This window comes from Geminisphaera colitermitum TAV2, from assembly GCF_000171235.2.
Taxonomy (GTDB): Bacteria; Verrucomicrobiota; Verrucomicrobiia; order Opitutales; family Opitutaceae; genus Geminisphaera; species Geminisphaera colitermitum.
Map to the genome: position 1 here is coordinate 25,353 of NZ_ABEA03000040.1, position 17,262 is coordinate 42,614.

Annotated in this window: 12 protein-coding genes; 4 read left to right on the forward strand and 8 right to left on the reverse strand. The window is 61.6% G+C overall.

Going from position 1 to position 17,262, the window contains the following annotated elements; all coding sequences use genetic code 11:
* Position 1 precedes the first annotated feature (1 nt).
* Positions 2–2,122: an alpha-galactosidase gene (locus OBACDRAFT_RS24955; RefSeq protein ID WP_052361100.1), complete on the reverse strand. Its 2,121-nt coding sequence runs from the start codon at positions 2,120–2,122 to the stop codon at positions 2–4.
* A 67-nt stretch (positions 2,123–2,189) separates the two neighbouring features.
* Between OBACDRAFT_RS24955 and OBACDRAFT_RS04240 the strand changes: the two genes are divergently transcribed.
* Positions 2,190–3,032 carry a TatD family hydrolase gene (locus tag OBACDRAFT_RS04240; RefSeq protein WP_043583071.1) on the forward strand — a complete coding sequence of 281 codons (843 nt, stop codon included), beginning with the start codon at positions 2,190–2,192 and terminating at the stop codon, positions 3,030–3,032.
* 48 nt (positions 3,033–3,080) lie between these two features.
* On the opposite strand, the gene OBACDRAFT_RS04245 is transcribed toward OBACDRAFT_RS04240, so the two are convergent.
* The 5 genes from OBACDRAFT_RS04245 to OBACDRAFT_RS04270 all read right to left on the reverse strand — a co-directional run bounded on the left by OBACDRAFT_RS04245 (position 3,081) and on the right by OBACDRAFT_RS04270 (position 11,660).
* The gene (locus OBACDRAFT_RS04245; protein WP_232766628.1) at positions 3,081–4,229 is read right to left on the reverse strand and encodes a LacI family DNA-binding transcriptional regulator; all 1,149 of its coding nucleotides are present in this window, start codon (positions 4,227–4,229) and stop codon (positions 3,081–3,083) included.
* A gap of 925 nt (positions 4,230–5,154) precedes the next feature.
* Positions 5,155–7,116: a GH39 family glycosyl hydrolase gene (locus OBACDRAFT_RS04255; protein ID WP_043583073.1), complete on the reverse strand. Its 1,962-nt coding sequence runs from the start codon at positions 7,114–7,116 to the stop codon at positions 5,155–5,157.
* 43 nt (positions 7,117–7,159) lie between these two features.
* Complete coding sequence (locus OBACDRAFT_RS04260; RefSeq protein WP_232766630.1) at positions 7,160–8,626, reverse strand: GH39 family glycosyl hydrolase; 1,467 nt, start codon at positions 8,624–8,626, stop codon at positions 7,160–7,162.
* A gap of 15 nt (positions 8,627–8,641) precedes the next feature.
* Positions 8,642–10,099, reverse strand: coding sequence for a GH39 family glycosyl hydrolase (locus tag OBACDRAFT_RS04265; protein WP_232766631.1), 1,458 nt, complete (start codon positions 10,097–10,099; stop codon positions 8,642–8,644).
* Between the two features lie 19 nt (positions 10,100–10,118).
* Positions 10,119–11,660: a beta strand repeat-containing protein gene (locus tag OBACDRAFT_RS04270; protein WP_232766632.1), complete on the reverse strand. Its 1,542-nt coding sequence runs from the start codon at positions 11,658–11,660 to the stop codon at positions 10,119–10,121.
* A 415-nt stretch (positions 11,661–12,075) separates the two neighbouring features.
* Between OBACDRAFT_RS04270 and OBACDRAFT_RS26195 the strand changes: the two genes are divergently transcribed.
* Genes OBACDRAFT_RS26195 through OBACDRAFT_RS04285 form a run of 3 tightly spaced genes read left to right on the forward strand, consistent with a single transcriptional unit; the run spans position 12,076 to position 13,904 of the window.
* On the forward strand, positions 12,076–12,477 hold the full coding sequence (locus OBACDRAFT_RS26195) for a nucleotidyltransferase family protein (RefSeq protein ID WP_157836917.1): 402 nt from the start codon (positions 12,076–12,078) through the stop codon (positions 12,475–12,477).
* A gap of 16 nt (positions 12,478–12,493) precedes the next feature.
* On the forward strand, positions 12,494–12,832 hold the full coding sequence (locus OBACDRAFT_RS04280; protein WP_052361107.1) for a HepT-like ribonuclease domain-containing protein: 339 nt from the start codon (positions 12,494–12,496) through the stop codon (positions 12,830–12,832).
* Positions 12,833–12,848: 16 nt separating this feature from the next.
* Entirely contained in the window at positions 12,849–13,904 is a 1,056-nt protein-coding gene (locus OBACDRAFT_RS04285) for a LacI family DNA-binding transcriptional regulator (protein WP_043583075.1), read from the forward strand.
* A gap of 49 nt (positions 13,905–13,953) precedes the next feature.
* Here the strand turns inward: OBACDRAFT_RS04285 and OBACDRAFT_RS04290 are convergent, their stop codons facing one another.
* Together OBACDRAFT_RS04290 and OBACDRAFT_RS31040 are read right to left on the reverse strand one after the other, a co-directional pair.
* On the reverse strand, positions 13,954–14,742 hold the full coding sequence (locus tag OBACDRAFT_RS04290; protein ID WP_081721815.1) for a type II secretion system protein: 789 nt from the start codon (positions 14,740–14,742) through the stop codon (positions 13,954–13,956).
* A 464-nt stretch (positions 14,743–15,206) separates the two neighbouring features.
* Positions 15,207–17,243, reverse strand: a complete 2,037-nt coding sequence (locus OBACDRAFT_RS31040; protein ID WP_052361114.1) for a polysaccharide deacetylase family protein — start codon at positions 17,241–17,243, stop codon at positions 15,207–15,209.
* Positions 17,244–17,262: the final 19 nt, after the last annotated feature.

Here is a 17,262-nt window from a genome sequence, read left to right on the forward strand (position 1 = left end):
GTCACAACGCCACACGCCAGCGCACGAGGACGAACCGCTGTTTGTCCGCGATGCGCACCACCAGCGCGCGTCTGCCGCATCGGCCTTCGTCCTGATCGGCACCCGCGAGCTCCGCGCTCCCCTGCCCTGCCAGCGTTTCGGGCGCGGCGACTGTTTTCCATGCGGGCAATGTCGCGGGCAATGCAATCCGCGCCTCGTCGGCGGGAGCGAGTTCGCGGAACACGAGCGCATAAAGCCAGTCGCCGCCGTCGCCTTGCGCGAGAGCGGGTCCGTCGCACCACGACACGAAACCCGTCCACGAAAACCCATTGGGCGCCGCCCCCACAGGCAGCACCTGGCCGTGGTGGAACGCCTCACGATGCTCCTTCCACACCGCGATCAACGGCGCCCACGCACGCACGACGTCAGCGGGGATTTTTGAATTTTCAAACCACGCCAGCGGCGACGCCACCATCGTGACCGCGAAAAGATACTCCGCCGGATACGCCGACGGACGCAGCGGATCGTCGCCGTAACGCTCCACGTTGCGCGACGGGTTGAGAAACTCCAACCGCAGGCGCGACGGCAACACCCACGACGACAAACTCCACACCGCACGCAGCGTCTGGTGCGGATGATAATTGCCCCAATCCGTGTATCGGTTTTCCAAGAACAAAGTCCCGCCCGGAACGCGCCCCCAGTAAGTGGTGCGATGCTCCGCCGTCGCGTCGAAATCAAACAAGATGCGCCCGCCGCTCTCCTGCTGCACGCGCTCGCAAAACGCGTTCATCCGCTCCTCGCTCTCGCGCGAATGCAGTTTCATGGCGTCGAGTTTGAAGTGCTCCACGCCATGCGTCCGCCACAGATACAAAATCTGCGCGGCATCGCGCTCCCAGTTCTTCATGTTGTTCGACGAATCCGGCGCGTACCACAACCCGATGCGCACACCCGCCTCTCGCGCCGCCTGTATCACCGGCTCCAGACCGCGCGGAAAGCGCACCGGATGCGGTTTCCAAAACTCCGGGTCTGCCGCCCAAAAACCATTCCACACACCCTGATTGCGTTGCGCGGCGGTGTTGGACGTCGCACCCTTTTCCCAGCCATCGTCCAACTGCACGACCTCGACGCCCAGCGCCCGCGCCGCCGCGATTTCCTCCAACATAAATGCCTCGCTGATCCGATCGCCCCGCCCACGGTCGCCCCATGTATTGGACAACAGAATACCATCGCGCCCGGGAATCCACTCGTGCAAAGCCCGCTGGAACTCGTGCAACGCCGCCGTTGCCCCCGCCTGTCCGCCCGCATACGCCACCCGGGCCAGCGCGTATCCACCGGGAAATGCCGACGCGGTCAGCGCGCCGTTGTGAAATGCAAACGAGAAATCCGCCGCCGCGCTCCAGGCATCGCGCACATGGCGTAGTGGCGCGAGCAATACCCAGCAAAAACCTTCCGCGCCCGCGCCCATGTCCGTTGCAGGATCTTCGACGAGCACAAGATTGGTTTTCAGCGCGAGCGGACGTTCCGATGGATGCATCATCCATTCGCGCACGGCGGTGAAATTGGAGTAATGATCCGTCTGGTCCATGAACTGCACATCGCGCACCAACACATGCGAAGAACGCAAAGCCACCGGCGTCAGATTCCCCGCCTCCGTGCCTGCGCCTTTGTGCGAAGCGACACCATCGGCCTCGATGCCATCCGCCTTGGGTTCTGCGACCGACGATGCCTCCTCGGCCTTTGTCTGTGCTTCCGAGGAAGACACCTGCATCACCGCACCCGCCACGTTTGGGAATATCTGGAATTGATAACTCCGCCACGCATTCGCATCGGAGTTTTCCAAGCGCAGCCCGGCCAGCAACGCCTCCGTCTCACACGCACAGACTCGCCCCGGCGCGGATGTAAATTGCGCCCGCCACGACGAGGTCGCAGCATTCGGTGCATCCGGTGTATCCGTTTTTTCTGACACCTTCGCCGGTGCAATCCACCCCCCCCCCCCCCCCTCCCCGGTCGCGCCCTTGCGCTGGAACGACAACAGGCGCAAGCGTCCGTCGTTTTCGGACTGCCAGCTCTCGGTGAAGAGAGCATTGCCAATGGTGAGAACGCCGGCATCCCAGCGTGCAAAACAAGAGGAGAGAGGGTTCATGCGGAATAAACGGTAAAATCAGAGAACAGTGTTCACGGCGTGCCGTTCACTGTCCACAATCTACTTTATGTATTACGACGCGCACAATCACCTGCAGGACGACTGGCTTGCTCCGCACCTCGACCGCATTGAGACTGCGCTCGCAGCCCTGCCGCTCGGCTGTGCCGTCGTCAACGGCACCTGCGAAGCCGACTGGCCCCGCGTCGCCGCACTCGCCCGCCGTTACCCTTGGGTGCGTCCCAGTTACGGTCTGCACCCGTGGCACGCGGGCAACCGTTCGCCGGACTGGTTTCGCACGCTCAAAACCTTTCTCGACGCCGACCCGCGCGCCGTCGTGGGCGAGATCGGCATTGACCGCTGGATACTCGACAGCGCCCGTCCCGACGATCCCCGCCTTGCCGGACTGCGCCGCGCGCCGCTTGCCGAGCAGGGCGAGGTCATGCTCAAGCAACTCGCTCTCGCCTGCGATTGTGAACAAAATCGCCCCGTCACGATCCACTGTCTGCAAGCCTGGGGTGCGCTCGAAGGCGTGCTGCGCCACGTTGCCCTGCCTGCGTGCGGCTTCCTGCTCCACGCCTACGGCGGCCCCGCCGAGATGATCAAAACTTTCGCCGACCGCGGCGCATATTTTTCGTTCAACGGCTCTTTTCTCGATCCGCGCAAGGAACGCCAGCGCGCCGTCTTCAAGTCCGTGCCATTCGATCGCCTCCTCATCGAAACCGACGCTCCGGCCATGCCGATGCCGGTCTTGTGGCGCACGCACAAACTCCCCCATGCCGCCGATGGCACTCCGGTCAACCACCCCGCCAACATCGAAGCCACCTACGCCGGCCTCGCCGCCCTGCTCGGCATTCCGCTCGAAAAACTCGCTGCGCAGGTCCGCGAAAATTTTGAGCGATTGTTTGGCTGATCGGCCTTTCCCTCTCACATCAAAATCGTTGCGCCGTTGCGGGAAATTTCACGGTGGAGGTCCGAGGCTGGCGTGGGGGTGGAACTCAGGGAAAATTCTCACGGTTGTGCGCGTGATTTTGCGACCGGAAAGGCTGGCAAGAATGAGCCGGAAAACCGCCCTCGCCAATTTGTCCGGAGAACGATGGTAGCGGGCAGGTGCGGGCGTCACAAAATCGAGCGCCGCATCTTCATCGCGGCTGATGAGAGAAATATCCTGCGGGATGCGCAGCCCGCGGCTGTGCAAGTAGGTCAGGACCGCAACCGTGTGCAGGCCGCGACATGAAAAAATGCCGGTCGGTCGCGGTTCTAGCGCAAGCAAGTGATCCACGCTGGCGCGAATGCCATCAGGCGTGCTGTCGTGGCGGATGATATCAACTTGCACCGACGCTTGCTCGTGTTGCGCGACGACAGCGGCGGCGGGAGGGGGGGGGGGGGGAGGAGAGAAGGAGCCACTTGCATTGGCATTCATTGATCCTGCGCGAAAACCGTCTTCGGTCATGCTATCACCGGCGAGGCCAAGGCGAGGCATGAGGAGCGCGATGCGGCGGTGTCCAAGTCGGCGCAAGGTGTGCGCGGCGTGACGTGCGGTGGCGTGGTTGTCGAGATCGACCGAGAGACTGGCCTCGGCGTGGTAGGCGGAACCAAAAACGATGTGGGGAAGTTTTTGCGCGAGGAACCATTCTTGTATTGTCCGCGTGGATGACCACAGCAGCCACACGTCCGCAGCGACTTCGGCAGTGAGACGCGCGAGCGCACTAGCGACATCCTGCGCGTAACATGAGGGACGGACTTCGATGGAAAATGTCATGCCGCGTCGGGCGAGCAGCTCGCGCAAGCTCTCCAGTTGCAGCACGACGAAGGGGTCGATTTTTTCCACGGGTCGTGGCGAAATCATCACGACAACAGGTTGTCTCGCAGTGGTGCTGGAATGTGAACGGCGAGCGGGACGCGTCACGATTTCGCGTCGCAAGCCGTGCGCGGTGCGCAGGCGGCCTTGTTTTTCGAGTTCGGCGAGTGCGGCGCGAAGCGTGGGACGGCTGACTTGAAAAAGGGTTGCGAGCTGGCGTTCGCCTGGGAGCTGTTTCGTCCAGCGTCCGCACTGGAGTTCGTCGGAAATTTTTTGTGCGACGAGCGCAGCCAGTGACGCGCGATTCACAGCCAGCGAATTAGCGTTTGCCCCCCCCGGGGGGGGGGGGGGGGAGGAGGACTGTCTGGTTGCTCGCCGGGGCATGACTGCCATCGGTCTGGCTTTGCTGGCGTGGCGTCAATGCTGTTCAGCCAAGACCAACCGCGAAAGGTCGCAGATAAATCTAAAAACCGTAGTTGAAACCACGGATTTCACAGATGAACACCGATTACCAATGCATTGTGAATCTCCAGAGCATTTTCAAAAAATCGGTAGTCATACCTATCTGGTAGGGAGGCCTTTGTGCCCTCTGCCGAGGGCAGCCCTTCGGGCCATCGCCTTCGGCGATGCCATCTGCGCGCTGCTGCGCTCCGTCCGAGGCCTCCGCCGTGCGTGGTTTTTGGGTAACGAAACTCATAGGGGTGGTTCTAAAAATCAGAAATTACACAGAGGTCACAGAGAAGGCACAGAGTTTAGGGAGGACAAAACGACTTTGCTCCTTTTTTCGTAAAAATATTATTTTATTTATAATAAATGAATTACAGAGACATTCATGGTTCTTCGACGTTTTCGGTGGATAGACGAGAGGTGGCGCGGCAGCGCCCGTAGCGCAGGCATCTTGCCTGCAATCCAAATAGATTGCGCGAAGCGCGGTGACATTTGCTGCGTTTAGTTTTGGGAAGCAGCGCTTCGCGCCATCGACTCGATGGCAGGCAAGATGCCTGCGCTACGGGCGCTACCGCGCCAACTCCCGTTATATCAACTTATCGAGTTTCCACTGAAAACGTCGAAGAACCACATTCATTCGCGAGAAAAATGTCCTTCCACCGGACAGGCCTCCCCAAACTCTGTGCCTCCTCTGTGTAATTTTTAGAAGTTCCCATAGGTAGTTGGAGCGTGGTTACGGAGGACTCGGAGAGGCCTCCCTACCGTTAAGACAACGACGCGGTTGAGGTCACTGCCAATACACGTTGACCGAGTGCGGTTCCAGACGCAGGGGACGCGTTAAATCGGCAGGACGGGCGGCGTAATGGCCGGCTTCGTTGATCGTGGCATTTTGCCAGACTGCGGGAGGCACTGCCGAGGGCGAGTGGGCTTGCTGGAGTGTCACGGTTTGCACAGCGGCGGTGCGGTTGACGAGGATGAGGGTGCGTGGAGGGTTTGTTGTTTTTGTATCCGAAGCGTCGTTACGCGTGGCGAATGAAACGACGGCACGGGGGGCGCTTGTCTCGGTGGCGACGATGGTGCCGGTGAGGAGTGTATTGAAATAATGATACACGTGGGCGGCGGGACGAAGGCGGGATTGGTTGTCCATCTTGCCGTACACGCCATCGCGATCATTCCATGCGTTGGCCGCAGTCATGTCGGCGACTTGCGCAAAGGCGATCATCGCAAGGGCGTCAAACACGGCACCTTTGTGGTCGGTCATGCGAGTGTCCTTGATACGCCAGTTGTAACAGATGTTGTATTCGTTGAGATGGATTTCCAAGGGACGAGCGGGAGCTTTTCCGTTCGATGGAAAACGGGCGGGGAGGATTTTTTTGAGGCGGCGAATCACGTCGGCGGTGTCCTCTGCCATGACTGTGGTTTTGTCATAGATGACTTGGTCGGGATCGTCCGCGTTGCCAGAGGCGTAGTGGTGAAAGGAGAGGAAATCGAGTTGGTCGGCAGCGAGGCGGGCGAATTTGACAAGGGGTTCGGTGGGGAGCGGATTGCAGGCGGCGGGACCGCCGATTTTGATGGTGGGGTCCACGGCGCGCATGGCGGCAGCGGCGGCGTTGTAGAGGGTGGCAAGGGCAGCGACGTCGGGTTGCTTGCCCTCCGCTGGTTTGCGCCAGTAGGCGAAGTCTCTTTCGTTGGTTACTTCCCAATAGCGAACGGCGAATTTTTGGTCGATGTTGACGAAGCGCACGAGGTCGGCGCAGAGGCGGGCGAAACGGTCAATTTTGTCGGAGTCGAGGCGTCGGTCTTGGTCGGTGTCGTAGTCGGCGGGCCAGGAGTTGATGTTGATCATGCGATCGGTGCCGGGCGGCGGCACACCTGCGCGGAGTGAGGCGGCGATTTGTTCGTATTTCCAATCGTCGGTGGCGGGGTCGTACCAGGTGCGGACGAGTCCGGCGTTGTGAAGACGCAAGAGTCGGGGGGCCATGTAAGCCATGCCGTCGTGCCAGCGGGGATCGGATTGGGCGGCGAGGCTGCTGGCTCGGAAATTGTTGAGCGAAAAAAGGCGCGGTTCCACGGGTCCGCGCCTCTTGTTCCAGTCGATGCTGACGGTGGCTTCGCCGGGGTCGGTGGATTCGGGCGCGAGCGTCGCGCCAGTGGCGCGTGCAACCGCGGCGGCGGCATCGGGTGCGTCTGTGGTGAGGTCAGTTTTGGTGGCGGCAGCGCGGGGGGGGGGGGAGGAGGACGGGACGCCGGGCGGAGTCCAAGCTGCGTCGGTCGTGATGACAATGGCATCAAGGCCACTCTTTTCATCGAACTTGGTGTCGCATTGAAAGATCACGGTGGAGCCGAGTTGGGAGCGTTCAAATGTTCCTGCCTTGCGCCACGCGAATGCGGAGGGATTGCGGGTCCAGTTCCAAGGGAACTCCGTCATTTTGGCGGCGCCGTCCGGCTTGGTTTTCATCTGAATCGCCAGTCCCCGATAACGTATCCACACATGCAGCGTGTTGCCACCGGATGGAACGGCGGCGCGGGCCAAGACTTGGTAAGCTTTGGTGACTCCGACATAGCGACCCGTGATGGCCGTCGGGTCCTCCCGAATGACAGGAGCCTTGTCGATAACTGCCGCGCCGAAAACAGCCGTGGTGTCTTTGTCCGGCACCGAAGGGGGTTCAATGGCCTGGGCGCTTGCGGTTCCGCACAAAGCAATGGCTAGAAAACTCGTAATGGAAAATAGAATACGGATGGGGGACATGGCAAGAGTTGGGTTGGTTTTCAGGTGGAGAGGAATGGATGCGTTAATTGAGCCAATAAAAATTCACGCTGTGCGGAGCGAGCGTAACGGGAGCGGAGAAGGGCGAGGCGGGAGCGGGAGTGGCGGGAGCAGCGGGGCGGGGACCGCCGGCGTCGATGACGGCGACTTGCCAAGAGCCAGAGCCAGTCCGCGCAGGCGACTCGGTGAGCGTGACGGTTTGTTTTCCATTGGTGCGGTTGACCAACACGAAGGCGGGGCGGCCTTCGTTGCCGTCGGCAATGGCGAAGGGCACCACGGCTTTGTCCGCGCTTGAGGTGGCGGCGGCGGGGCGACCGGAAAGAAGTGTATTGAAATAATGATACACGTAGGCACCGGGGCGGAGGTTACCCAAGGCGTCCATCTTGCCATAGAAGGGTTCCATGGAATTCCAAGCGTTGGTGGCAGTGAGGCCGGGGACTCGTGTGTAGGCGATGAGGGAGAGGGCGTCGAAGACCGCGCCTTTGTGATTGATCATGCGGGGCTCGGGTTTGCGCCAGCTGTAGCAGATGTTGAATTCGTTGAGGTGAACTTCGAAGTCCTTGCCGGGGAGCGCGGCGTGCAGGCGGCGAATGAGTTCCCCGGCGTCGTCGGCCATGACGAGCGCTTTTTCGTAAATGACTTGGTCGGGATCGCTGCTGTTGCCGGTGGCGTAGTGGTGGAAGGAAAAGAAATCGAGATTGTCGCGGGTGAGCCGGGCGAACTCGACCAGCGGTTCCATAGGCAAGGGGCTGCAGGCAGCGGGGCCGCCGACTTTGACAGTAGGATCGACGGCACGGATTGCAGCGGCAGTCGTGTTGTGGATGCGGGCGAGAGCAGCGACGTCGGGCTTGTTGCCGTTGCGGGGTTTGCGCCAATAGGGCATGTCCTTCTCGTTGGTGATTTCCCAATAGTGGATGCCGACCTTCATCTCGATATTCACGAATCGAACGAGGTCGGCGTAGAGGCGGGCAAAGTCATCAACGCGGTCGGGGTCGAGGCGTCCGTCTCCGTCGGCGTCGTAGGAGGCGGGCCAGATGTTGACGTTGTGCATGCGAAGCGTGCCGGGGGGGGGACGGCTTGCCTCGAAGGTGGCGCGGACTTTTGCGTAATCCCAAGTGCCGGTGGATTCGTCGAACAAGTAACGAGCGAGGGAGGAGCTGTGGTGGCGGAGGAGCGGCGGCTTCATGAGGGCGATGCCAGCCGCCCAAGGGCGATCGTCGTCACGGCGTTTGTAACCGTTCATTGAATACAGGAGCGGGGGGACGCGTTCGCCGATGCGGTTCCAGTCGATCGAGACCGTGGCCTCGCCGGGTTCGGAGGTTTCCTCAATCACGGCGACTTTCGCACGCACGGTGGCGTTGGCGGCGTCGGGCTCGTCGGGATTGAGCTGCGGCTGCGACGCGACGGCGGGAGCGGCGGCGCGCAGGACCGAGGTCAGGAGGCAAAGGCCGACGAACGCGACCGTGTTACAGGGGAACGAAAAACGTGTCATGAGCAGGGAGCGGCGTCAGTCCAGCCAATAGAAATTCACGCTGTGCGGAGCGAGCGTGACGGGAGCAGAGAAGGGCGAGGCGGGAGCGGCGGGGTGGGGACCGCCAGCGTCGATGACGGCAACCTGCCAAGAACTAGAGCCGGTCCGCTCGGGCGATTCGGTGAGCGTGACGGTTTGTTTTCCATTGGTGCGATTGACCAGCACGAAGGCGGGGCGGCCTTCGTGTCCGTCGGCGATGGCGAAGGGCACCACGGCTTTGTCCGCGCTCGAGGTGGCGGCGGCGGGGCGTCCGGAAAGGAGTGTATTGAAATAATGATACACGTAGGCGCCGGGGCGGAGGTTGCCCCGCTGGTCCATCTTGCCATAGACGCGGTCCATGGCGGCCCAGGCGTTGGTGGCGGTGAGGCCGGGGACGCGTGTGTAGGCGATGAGGGAAAGGGCATCGAAAACCGCGCCTTTGTGGTCGCGCATGCGCAGTTCGGGCACACGCCAGCTATAGCAAATGTTGAATTCGTTGAGGTGATATTCGATGACCTTGCCCTGCATCACGGCGTCGATCCGGCGGATGAGATTTCTGGCGTCGTCGGCCATGACGAAGGCTTTTTCGTAGATGGTCTGGTCGGGTTCGTTGCTGTTGCCGGTGGCGTAGTGGTGGAAGGAGAAGAAATCGAGGTTGTCGCGGGTGAGCCGGGCGAACTCGACCAGCGGTCCCTTGGGCAGGGGACTGCAAGCGGCGGGGCCACCGATTTTGACGGTGGGATCGACGGCGCGGATGGCGGCGGCAGTCGTGTTGTGGATGCGGGCGAGAGCGGCGACGTCGGGCTTGTTTTCTTTGCGGGGTTTGCGCCAGTAGGGCATGTCTTTCTCGTTGGTGATTTCCCAATAGCGGATGCCTGCCTTCATCTCGATGTTCACGAAGCGAACGAGGTCGGCGTAGAGGCGGGCAAAGTCGTCAACGCGGTCGGGGTCGAGGCGACCGTCCTGGTCGGCGTCGTAGGAAACGGGCCAGATGTTGACGTTGTGCATGCGAAGCGTGCCGGGGGGGGGGCGGCTCGCCTCAACGAAGGCGCGCACTTTCGCGTAATCCCAAGTGACGCCCGTTGGGGTGTCGATGAACCAGGAGCGCGCGAGGGAGGAACTGTGGTGGCGGAGGAGCGGCGGCTTCATGAAGGCCATGCCGGCGTTCCACGCGGGGTCGGGCTGGCGTCGAAGGCCGTTGAGCGAATACAGGAGGGGGGAAACGCGTTCGCTGGTTTTGCTCCAGTTGATCGTGACTGTGGCCTCGCCGGGTTCGGAGGTCTCTTCGATCACGGCGATTTCCGCCCGCACGGTGGCATTCGCGGCGTCTGGTTCGTCGGCATTGAGCTGCGGCTGCGGCGCGGGTTGGGCGGGTTGGCGGGGGGGGGGGGAGGCGGTGGCGAGGCAGGCGAGCAGGCCTGCCGTCGCCGCGAGGAGGAGGCGGGGGAAGATCATGGGATCAATTAAGCCGGGTTTAGCGCGTGCGGCGGCGGAGGACAAGGCCGAGTGCGAACGCCAGAGAAGCCGCAAGGGCCGCGATGGCGGAGGGCTCCGGAATGGCGGCGGCGTAGAGTTCGCCGGTGGCGCTGTCGAACTGCGCCGCACCATAGCCGGAGAAGACCACGCGGGAGAGGGCGGTGGTGTCCCAGCCGGAACCATTGGTGAAGAAGATGGAGGCGTCGTCGCTCCAACCGGTAACGGTGAGTGTGCCGGTGATGGAGGAGAGGCTGGCGAAGGTGAGGGAGCCGGCTTTCCCGTCGAAGTCGATCGTGCCGCCGGCCGCGCCGACGGTGAGCGCACCGAGCGTCTCGGTGAATGCGCCCGCCTCGAACACGCCGCCGGCGAAGGCGAGCGCGGTGGCGTCGGCAATCTGGTTGGAGGCGGCGAGGCGGAGGGTGCCGGTCGTGTTGACGGTGACGGAGCCGCCACCGATGGCGTCGGTGCCCGCAGTCTTGGCGAGCACGAGCGTGCCGTCGATCGCGATGGGAGTCACGCTGGTGTTGGGTCCGGAGCCGGAGAAGCGGACGATGCCGGCGCCGTCGATCAGCACCTTGGTGCCGGTGGCGGAAACGTTGGAGTCGCTGATGATGCCGCTGAGAGCGAGGGTATTGCCAGCGGCGGCATAGAGGCGGTAGGTTTGGTTGGCGGTTGCTCCGTTCTCGTTGAGGAGAACCGAGCCACTATGGGTCGCGGTGCCCGTGCCGGCAAAATCCGCGCCGAAGGTCAGGGTCTTGCCGGTCACCCCGTCACCACGAAAGGTGAGTGCGGCACCCACGGTGAGTGCGGCTTTCGAGAGGTAGATTTCGCTGCCATTACCAAGAAGCTGGAGCTTGATGCCCGATCCCCCCGTGGCGCGATGGAGATTGATACGACCGCCGTTGGCTTGATAGTTGTTAGCGCCATTCTGGCTCGCCGTATCGTAGTTAATCGTGGCTCCCCCTGACGCGATCAAGTTGGTGAACAAGGTGAAATTGCTGAACGAACCGGTAAAGTTGACGACACCACCGCCTGTGACCGTAAGGTTGCCGCCGGTCGCGACGGTCTTGCCGATAGTGGATGCAAACGTGAGCGAACTGCCAGCACTCACATTGAGCATGGCGGAGCCGGCAAAGTTAACCCTCGTGGAAAAGGTCTGGAGGTTCCCCGACGAGTTGGAAATCGTCGCGCCGCCGGTGCTGATTCTGTTTAGCGTGAGTATCGCGCCGGAGAAGGTATAACTGCCCGCGCCTGCGACGAACTCCAAGCTGTCGAGGGTCGTGTCCGTGCCGATGGAGACGGCCTTGTTGATAACGTCGGCATTGAAGCGGGCAATGTCGGTGGTCGCCGTGCCGGGAGGCGTATCGGTGCCTGTCCAATTGGTGGCGGTAGCCCAGTTGCCATCGGTGGCACCGGTCCAGATGTGGGTATTTTGAGCGGAGGCGGTGACGGCGGCGAAGGCGAGCATCGTGCCGAAAATGACCAGAGACAGGACAGAGAAGTCATGCAGGCGGAAGGGTGTGTTTATGGTGGTCTTCATGATGTATGATTGTCGGGGAGTGTTTTTGGTTTTGCCTCGGGGCAACGTCGCCCGGAGAGAGAAATCGCATCAAACCGTAGCAGCGCACGATGGGACGTCCACCGCGCGTCTCCGCTCACTGGTGCGGAAAATAATGGCACGGTTTCGTGATGTCTTCGATTGAAGAGGCGAAGGTGCGTTTTTCTTGGGAGTGCGGTGATTCATCACCGCTTTGGGCGATGCGATTTATCGCGTCGCCTCATGGGGGGAGTGGGCGGGCCGTTAAAACGGCCCATCATAGCGGCGATGAATCGCCGCACTCCAAGGCTAACAGGGAGGGGGGGGGGGGGGGCGGCGGCGGCGGGGACGGAAGAACTTTGGACGGTTGACTCGGGGCAACAACGAGGGAGTGTTTTGTCTGTTTATCCGATTCGCCGTGAACACCGCGTCCGTCATGCGTTTATCGCCATCCCAAACCCGATCCCAGTCCCGCGTCCGGGGAAAGAGACTGAGCGCGCCGGTGTTGCAGGTGTCGGAGATCAGACGGCGGCTGGTTCCCTATTGTCAGACGCACGGAATTTTGAGGCTGGAACTGTTTGGTTCGGTGGCGCGCAATGAGGCGCGAAGCGGCAGCGATGTGGATTTGCTGGCGACGTTTTCTGAAAATCCCGGCCTGCATTTTTTCGTCATGGAGCAGGAGATGTCCCGCGAATTGGGCGCGCCTGTTCACCTGCTTTCACGGAGTTCGGTGGAGGAGATGACGAATCCCTTTCGCCGCGAATCCATTTTGTCAGACGCCCGCCCTCTCTACGATGCCAACGAGAAACGACAAGGTTGACACGTATTTGCACGACATGCTGGAGGCCGCGCGGTTGATCCTGCGGTATGTGGAGGGCGTGTCGTTCGATGAGTTTTGGGAGAACAGCGAGAAACGTGACGCTGTTTCATTGCGTCTGAGCGTGATCGGTGAATCAGCACACCGGATTCCTCCTGAGATTGAGGCGTTGTTGCCTGATGTCCCATTCAGGGAAATCCGTGGGTTGCGCAACCGGATCGCGCACGATTACGGGGCAATTGATTTTCGGATCGTCTGGAGTGTCACTCAACACGATCTCCGTCCGCTGGTGTCCGCGCTGGAACGGTATTTTGCCCGCGACACGCAATCGCCTCAGTCATCTTGTTCTCCGCGGTAATTGCGCGGATTCTGTCATGTCCTCCCCGATACCACCGCCCACGCTCCGTCAGGTCGCCGCAGCCGCAGGCGTGCATCACACAACGCTCAGCCGGGCCTTGCGCGGACACCCGGATGTGTCGAAGGCAAAGGCGGAGGAGTTGCGCGCGCTGGCCGCCCAGATGGGCTATGTGCCGGACCCGATGTTGCGCGCACTCGCAGCCTACCGCACGGGACGCAGGCCGGCGGCGTTTCACTCGGTGATCGCGTGGCTCAATCCGAGCATGACTCGGTCGGATTGGAAAGGGGTGCGGACTTACCGGTTGTATTTCGAGTCGGCGGCGCGGCGGGCCCGCGAGTTGGGGTTTCAACTGGAGGAGGTGACGTTGCCGAGCACAGACGCAAAAATGGTGCGGGTGACGTCGATGCTCAACGCGCGCAACATCACGGGCGTGATCGTGGGGCCGGTGCCGCGTCTGGAGGTGACGCTGGAGGCGATCGACTGGAGCCCGTTCTCCGCCGTACGCGTGGGTGAGTCGGTCAAGGTGCCGCGCTTGCACGCGATCACAGCGCACCATTCGCAGGGGATGCTGACGTTGATGCAGGAGTTGCGGATGCGCGGTTACCAGAGGCCGGGGTTGTTTTTGTCGAAGCACATGGACGAGCGCACGGGGCGGCGTTGGACAGGGTCGTTCTTGCGCGAGCAACTGCAACTGCCGGCAAAGAATCGGGTGCCGCCCCGCCTGTTCGAGAATGTGATGGCGGACATGGGGGAACTGACGGCGTGGCTCCAAAAGAACAGTCCGGATGTGTTAATCGCAATGGGTGAGCGAGCCTTGTTGCCGACGTTGCGGAGGCAGTGCGGATGGCGCGTGCCGGAGGATATCGGGCTGGCCGTGCTGGTGCAGCCGCCGGAGGAGGGCTTGCTCATGAGCGGCCTCGCGGAGAACAACATGGAGGTGGGCGCAGCGTCAGTGGATTTTCTGGTGGCGATGTTGAATCGTCAGGAACGGGGCGTGCCGAGGTTCCCGCAAACATTGCAAATCGACAATCAGTGGGTGGACGGGGGGACGTTGCGGGAACAGGTGCGCTGAAGGCGAGCGGGCGCGGGGGGGCAATGAGAACGATGAATTCAACGGCAAATCAGTAATTGTTCACGAGGTGTTTGTAACGGAGTTCGCCCACGGCGAAAGCCTTCGCATGTCCGTCAACAAACACAGCCTGCACCTTGCCGCCGTGCCGCCAGCTGAGGTGTGCGTTGCCTTGATCCCCTTCATCTTTCACGGCGGTCTCGGCCAGATTGATGCTGGAATTAACGGTTTGATCGTAGAAACCCCAGTCGCACACGCCGGGGTTGTTGGGGCCAGGGTTTACGGCACCATCGGCCACCATGATGACCTGCGAGGGACGTAACACACCAGTGACCTTAACTCGTTTGGTTGATCCGTCTGCTTTCTCCTGCGGCATGACTCTCGGATTGGCACTGTAATTAGTGCGTGTGGCCGTGGATGCATTGGGCTTCACGGATTCCTGCTGGCAAAAAAAGACGTCGTTGGAGCGTTTCTTTTCGGTAAGGGAGCGCGAAGCCAGATAGGAACTGATCTGATGCGACCAACGGCGATCCGCATTGTTTATATTAATGTAGCCGTAGGGATACTGATCTTTGTCATCCACGGCATAGAGTGTCACCGCCATGCCGATCTGGCGCAGGTTGCTCAAGCATTGTGCGGAGCGGGCGGACTGACGGACCTTGCCAACGGTGGGGAGGATGATCGCCGCCAGTATGCCGATGATGGCGATGACGGTGAGCAATTCGATCAGGGTGAAAGCGGAAGAAGCCGGACAGGCCGGGGATGGGATCTTAACAGGACTTTGTCCTGTTACCTGAGCTAGCTCAGGTCGCGCCAGATATTTTGGGGCTTTCGTTTTCATAGCGGGGGAAAAAGGGGGAGTCATAACTTTTCAGCAAAGGAACCTCGTTTACCCCAAACGTCCAGTGGCCTGTTCCGCTCACTGGTGCGCCCACCGCCCTGCCCTGTCTACATCCCCTGCCTACTCTATCGCTTCCTTCTCTTCCCTGACTCCCTCAACTCAATTGTAGCCATTCACCTAACTGGTAGGGAGGCCTCTCCGAGGCCTCCGTGAGCGTGGTGTGAGGAAGCGAGACTCATAGGTGGTTGGAGCGTGGTTTCGGAGGCCTCGGAGAGGCCTCCCTACCGTTAAGACAACGGCTACATCTCAACTAGGTAGGTCCGCTTCTTTGTGGGTCTGCCTGCATATGACCTGACCATTCCGGTAGTGTGCATGGACGAATCGAGCAAGCAACTGATTGGCGAGACGCCAGAATCAAACTCTTCCTCCTATACCCGAAATTATAACCTGATGGGACGCATCAGTTATAACGTTACAGGATACTGGGGCAGATCGGCGGGCAACGTCACGAGGCCGTCGGAGGCCGGGAGTTCCCGGGGAGCGGTGCCAGTTGCCTCAACGGTCACCTGTGTCACGTCCGCGGGCACCTGCACGGTGAGCGGCACTTGTTTTGCCAGCCAGCGGTCGAGTTCGGGCCAGCTCAGGGTGACGCGGACCTGGCCGTTGCGTGCGTCCGTGATGTTGTCGATGCGGACGTTGTCACGCAGCCAGCGCCAGAGAAACAACTGGCCTTGCGTCGCATACCAGGCGCCGGGCTGGCGTCCGTAACGGGCGAGGAAGGCGTCGAATTTTTGCCAGTCCGCCTCGGTGCGGATTTCGTAGGAGTGTCCCCAAAAATAGAATACGCCGCCGGGTTGCGACACGGCGCGCTGCCAGGCTTGTTCGAGACGGGCGGGCGAGGTGAGGAAATGCGCGTCGGTGACGAGGGCAAGCGGCTCGGCGTAGCCGGTGATGGTTTCGCCGCCGGTGCGCGTGGTGCGCCCGGAGAGGTAGCCGGCCTCGCGCACGCCGCGCAGCACGTAGTCGCCGCGCGCGTCGTAGGCAGGGACGTGGTTGAAGGGATACGCGAATGAAATCACGGGATGGCCGAGGGCGGCTTCCAGGCGCAGGCGCATTTGCAGGCACTCCGCGGCCCACTGCTCGGGGGCGAGGGTCCGGGCGTGCGGATGGTTGAGCGAATGCGAGGCGACTTCCATGCCGCGGCGTTCCAACTCGGCGAGAACGTCGGCTCGCCCGGACATTCCTCCAAACACAAAAAATGTCCCGCGGAAGCCATGTTTCTCCAGCGCGGCGGCGCAGCGTCGGTCATTGACCGCGCCATCGTCCCAACTGGTGACGACCGCGGTTTGCGCTCCACAAGGCAGGAGGGGAAGGGCAACTTGTCTTTTAATATCGGATACGCCGGCGTTGGTTGCAAAGGAGAGTGTGACGAGCGTCCGCCGGTCCGGGCTGGCAATGGTGAGCGGCGTGTTTTTGCGATCATACGGACGGCGGGGCTGGTAGGGGGGCACGGATTGCAAGACCGCCCCTTTGACGTTCATAGGGTTTATGTGGCCGACGCCGGGCGCGGCAGTGGAAGGGGGGGCATTGTCCGCAACGGAAGCGGGCCACTCAAGCGACACGGGGGCCTGATCAAGATAAACGTTCACGCGCCCGCGCCGGGACATGGTGGACATGGGCACGGTGATGCGTTCGCCGTCCGCGCCACTGAGGATCATCGCACCGGAAAGGGTGTCGTGAGCGGCGGAGGGAAAACGGAAGGCGGAGCTGATTTCCCAATTGCCGGGCGGCAGGCCGGGCGGCAACGCGGAGGTGGTCGTCTCCACGAGGAAGCCGAGCAGGCGCGGCGCGGTGGTGGCATCGGTGGTGGCATCAACCGGGGCGGATGCGACAGGTCCATCAATAGGTGTGAAGGTCACGCGGTGGATGGCGCGGATGGTCTCGGGCATGCGGCGTTGCGGACGCACTGCGAGCGGACGTACTTCGAGCGAGGCGAGCGGGGCTGCGCACCAGAGGCGCAGGCGAAACTGTCCGATGTCCTCCGCATTGGTGAGATTAAAGACCGGGGCGAGCTGAGTGCCGAAAATGAATCTTAGGCGAGCGGAGTCCTTGGGACGTTTGGCAAACTCGACTGTCATTTCCCACCAGCCAGGAGGGAGGGGGGCCGGCAGTTGCCATTTGTATCCGGTGTTTGGATCACTCGCCGACGACAGGCTGATGGCGCTGCGTCCGTCATCGAGCACAACTCTTTCCCCGCCGGTCGCACCGTCAGGTGTGAGCGTGATAGCCATGCCGGTCTGGCGCAGGTTGCTCAGGCCCTGCGCCGAGCGGGCGGACTGGCGCACGCGGCTGATGGCTGGAACAAGAATCGCCGCCAGAATGCCAGTGATGGCGATCACCATGAGCAATTCGATCAGCGTGAAGCCGGATGCCACTGGGGGGACATTCCGGCGGAAATCAGGTTGCTGGAGTGAAACGTTTTTTTTACGAGAAGAGTTCATGCGGGAGTGCGCGGGGGGG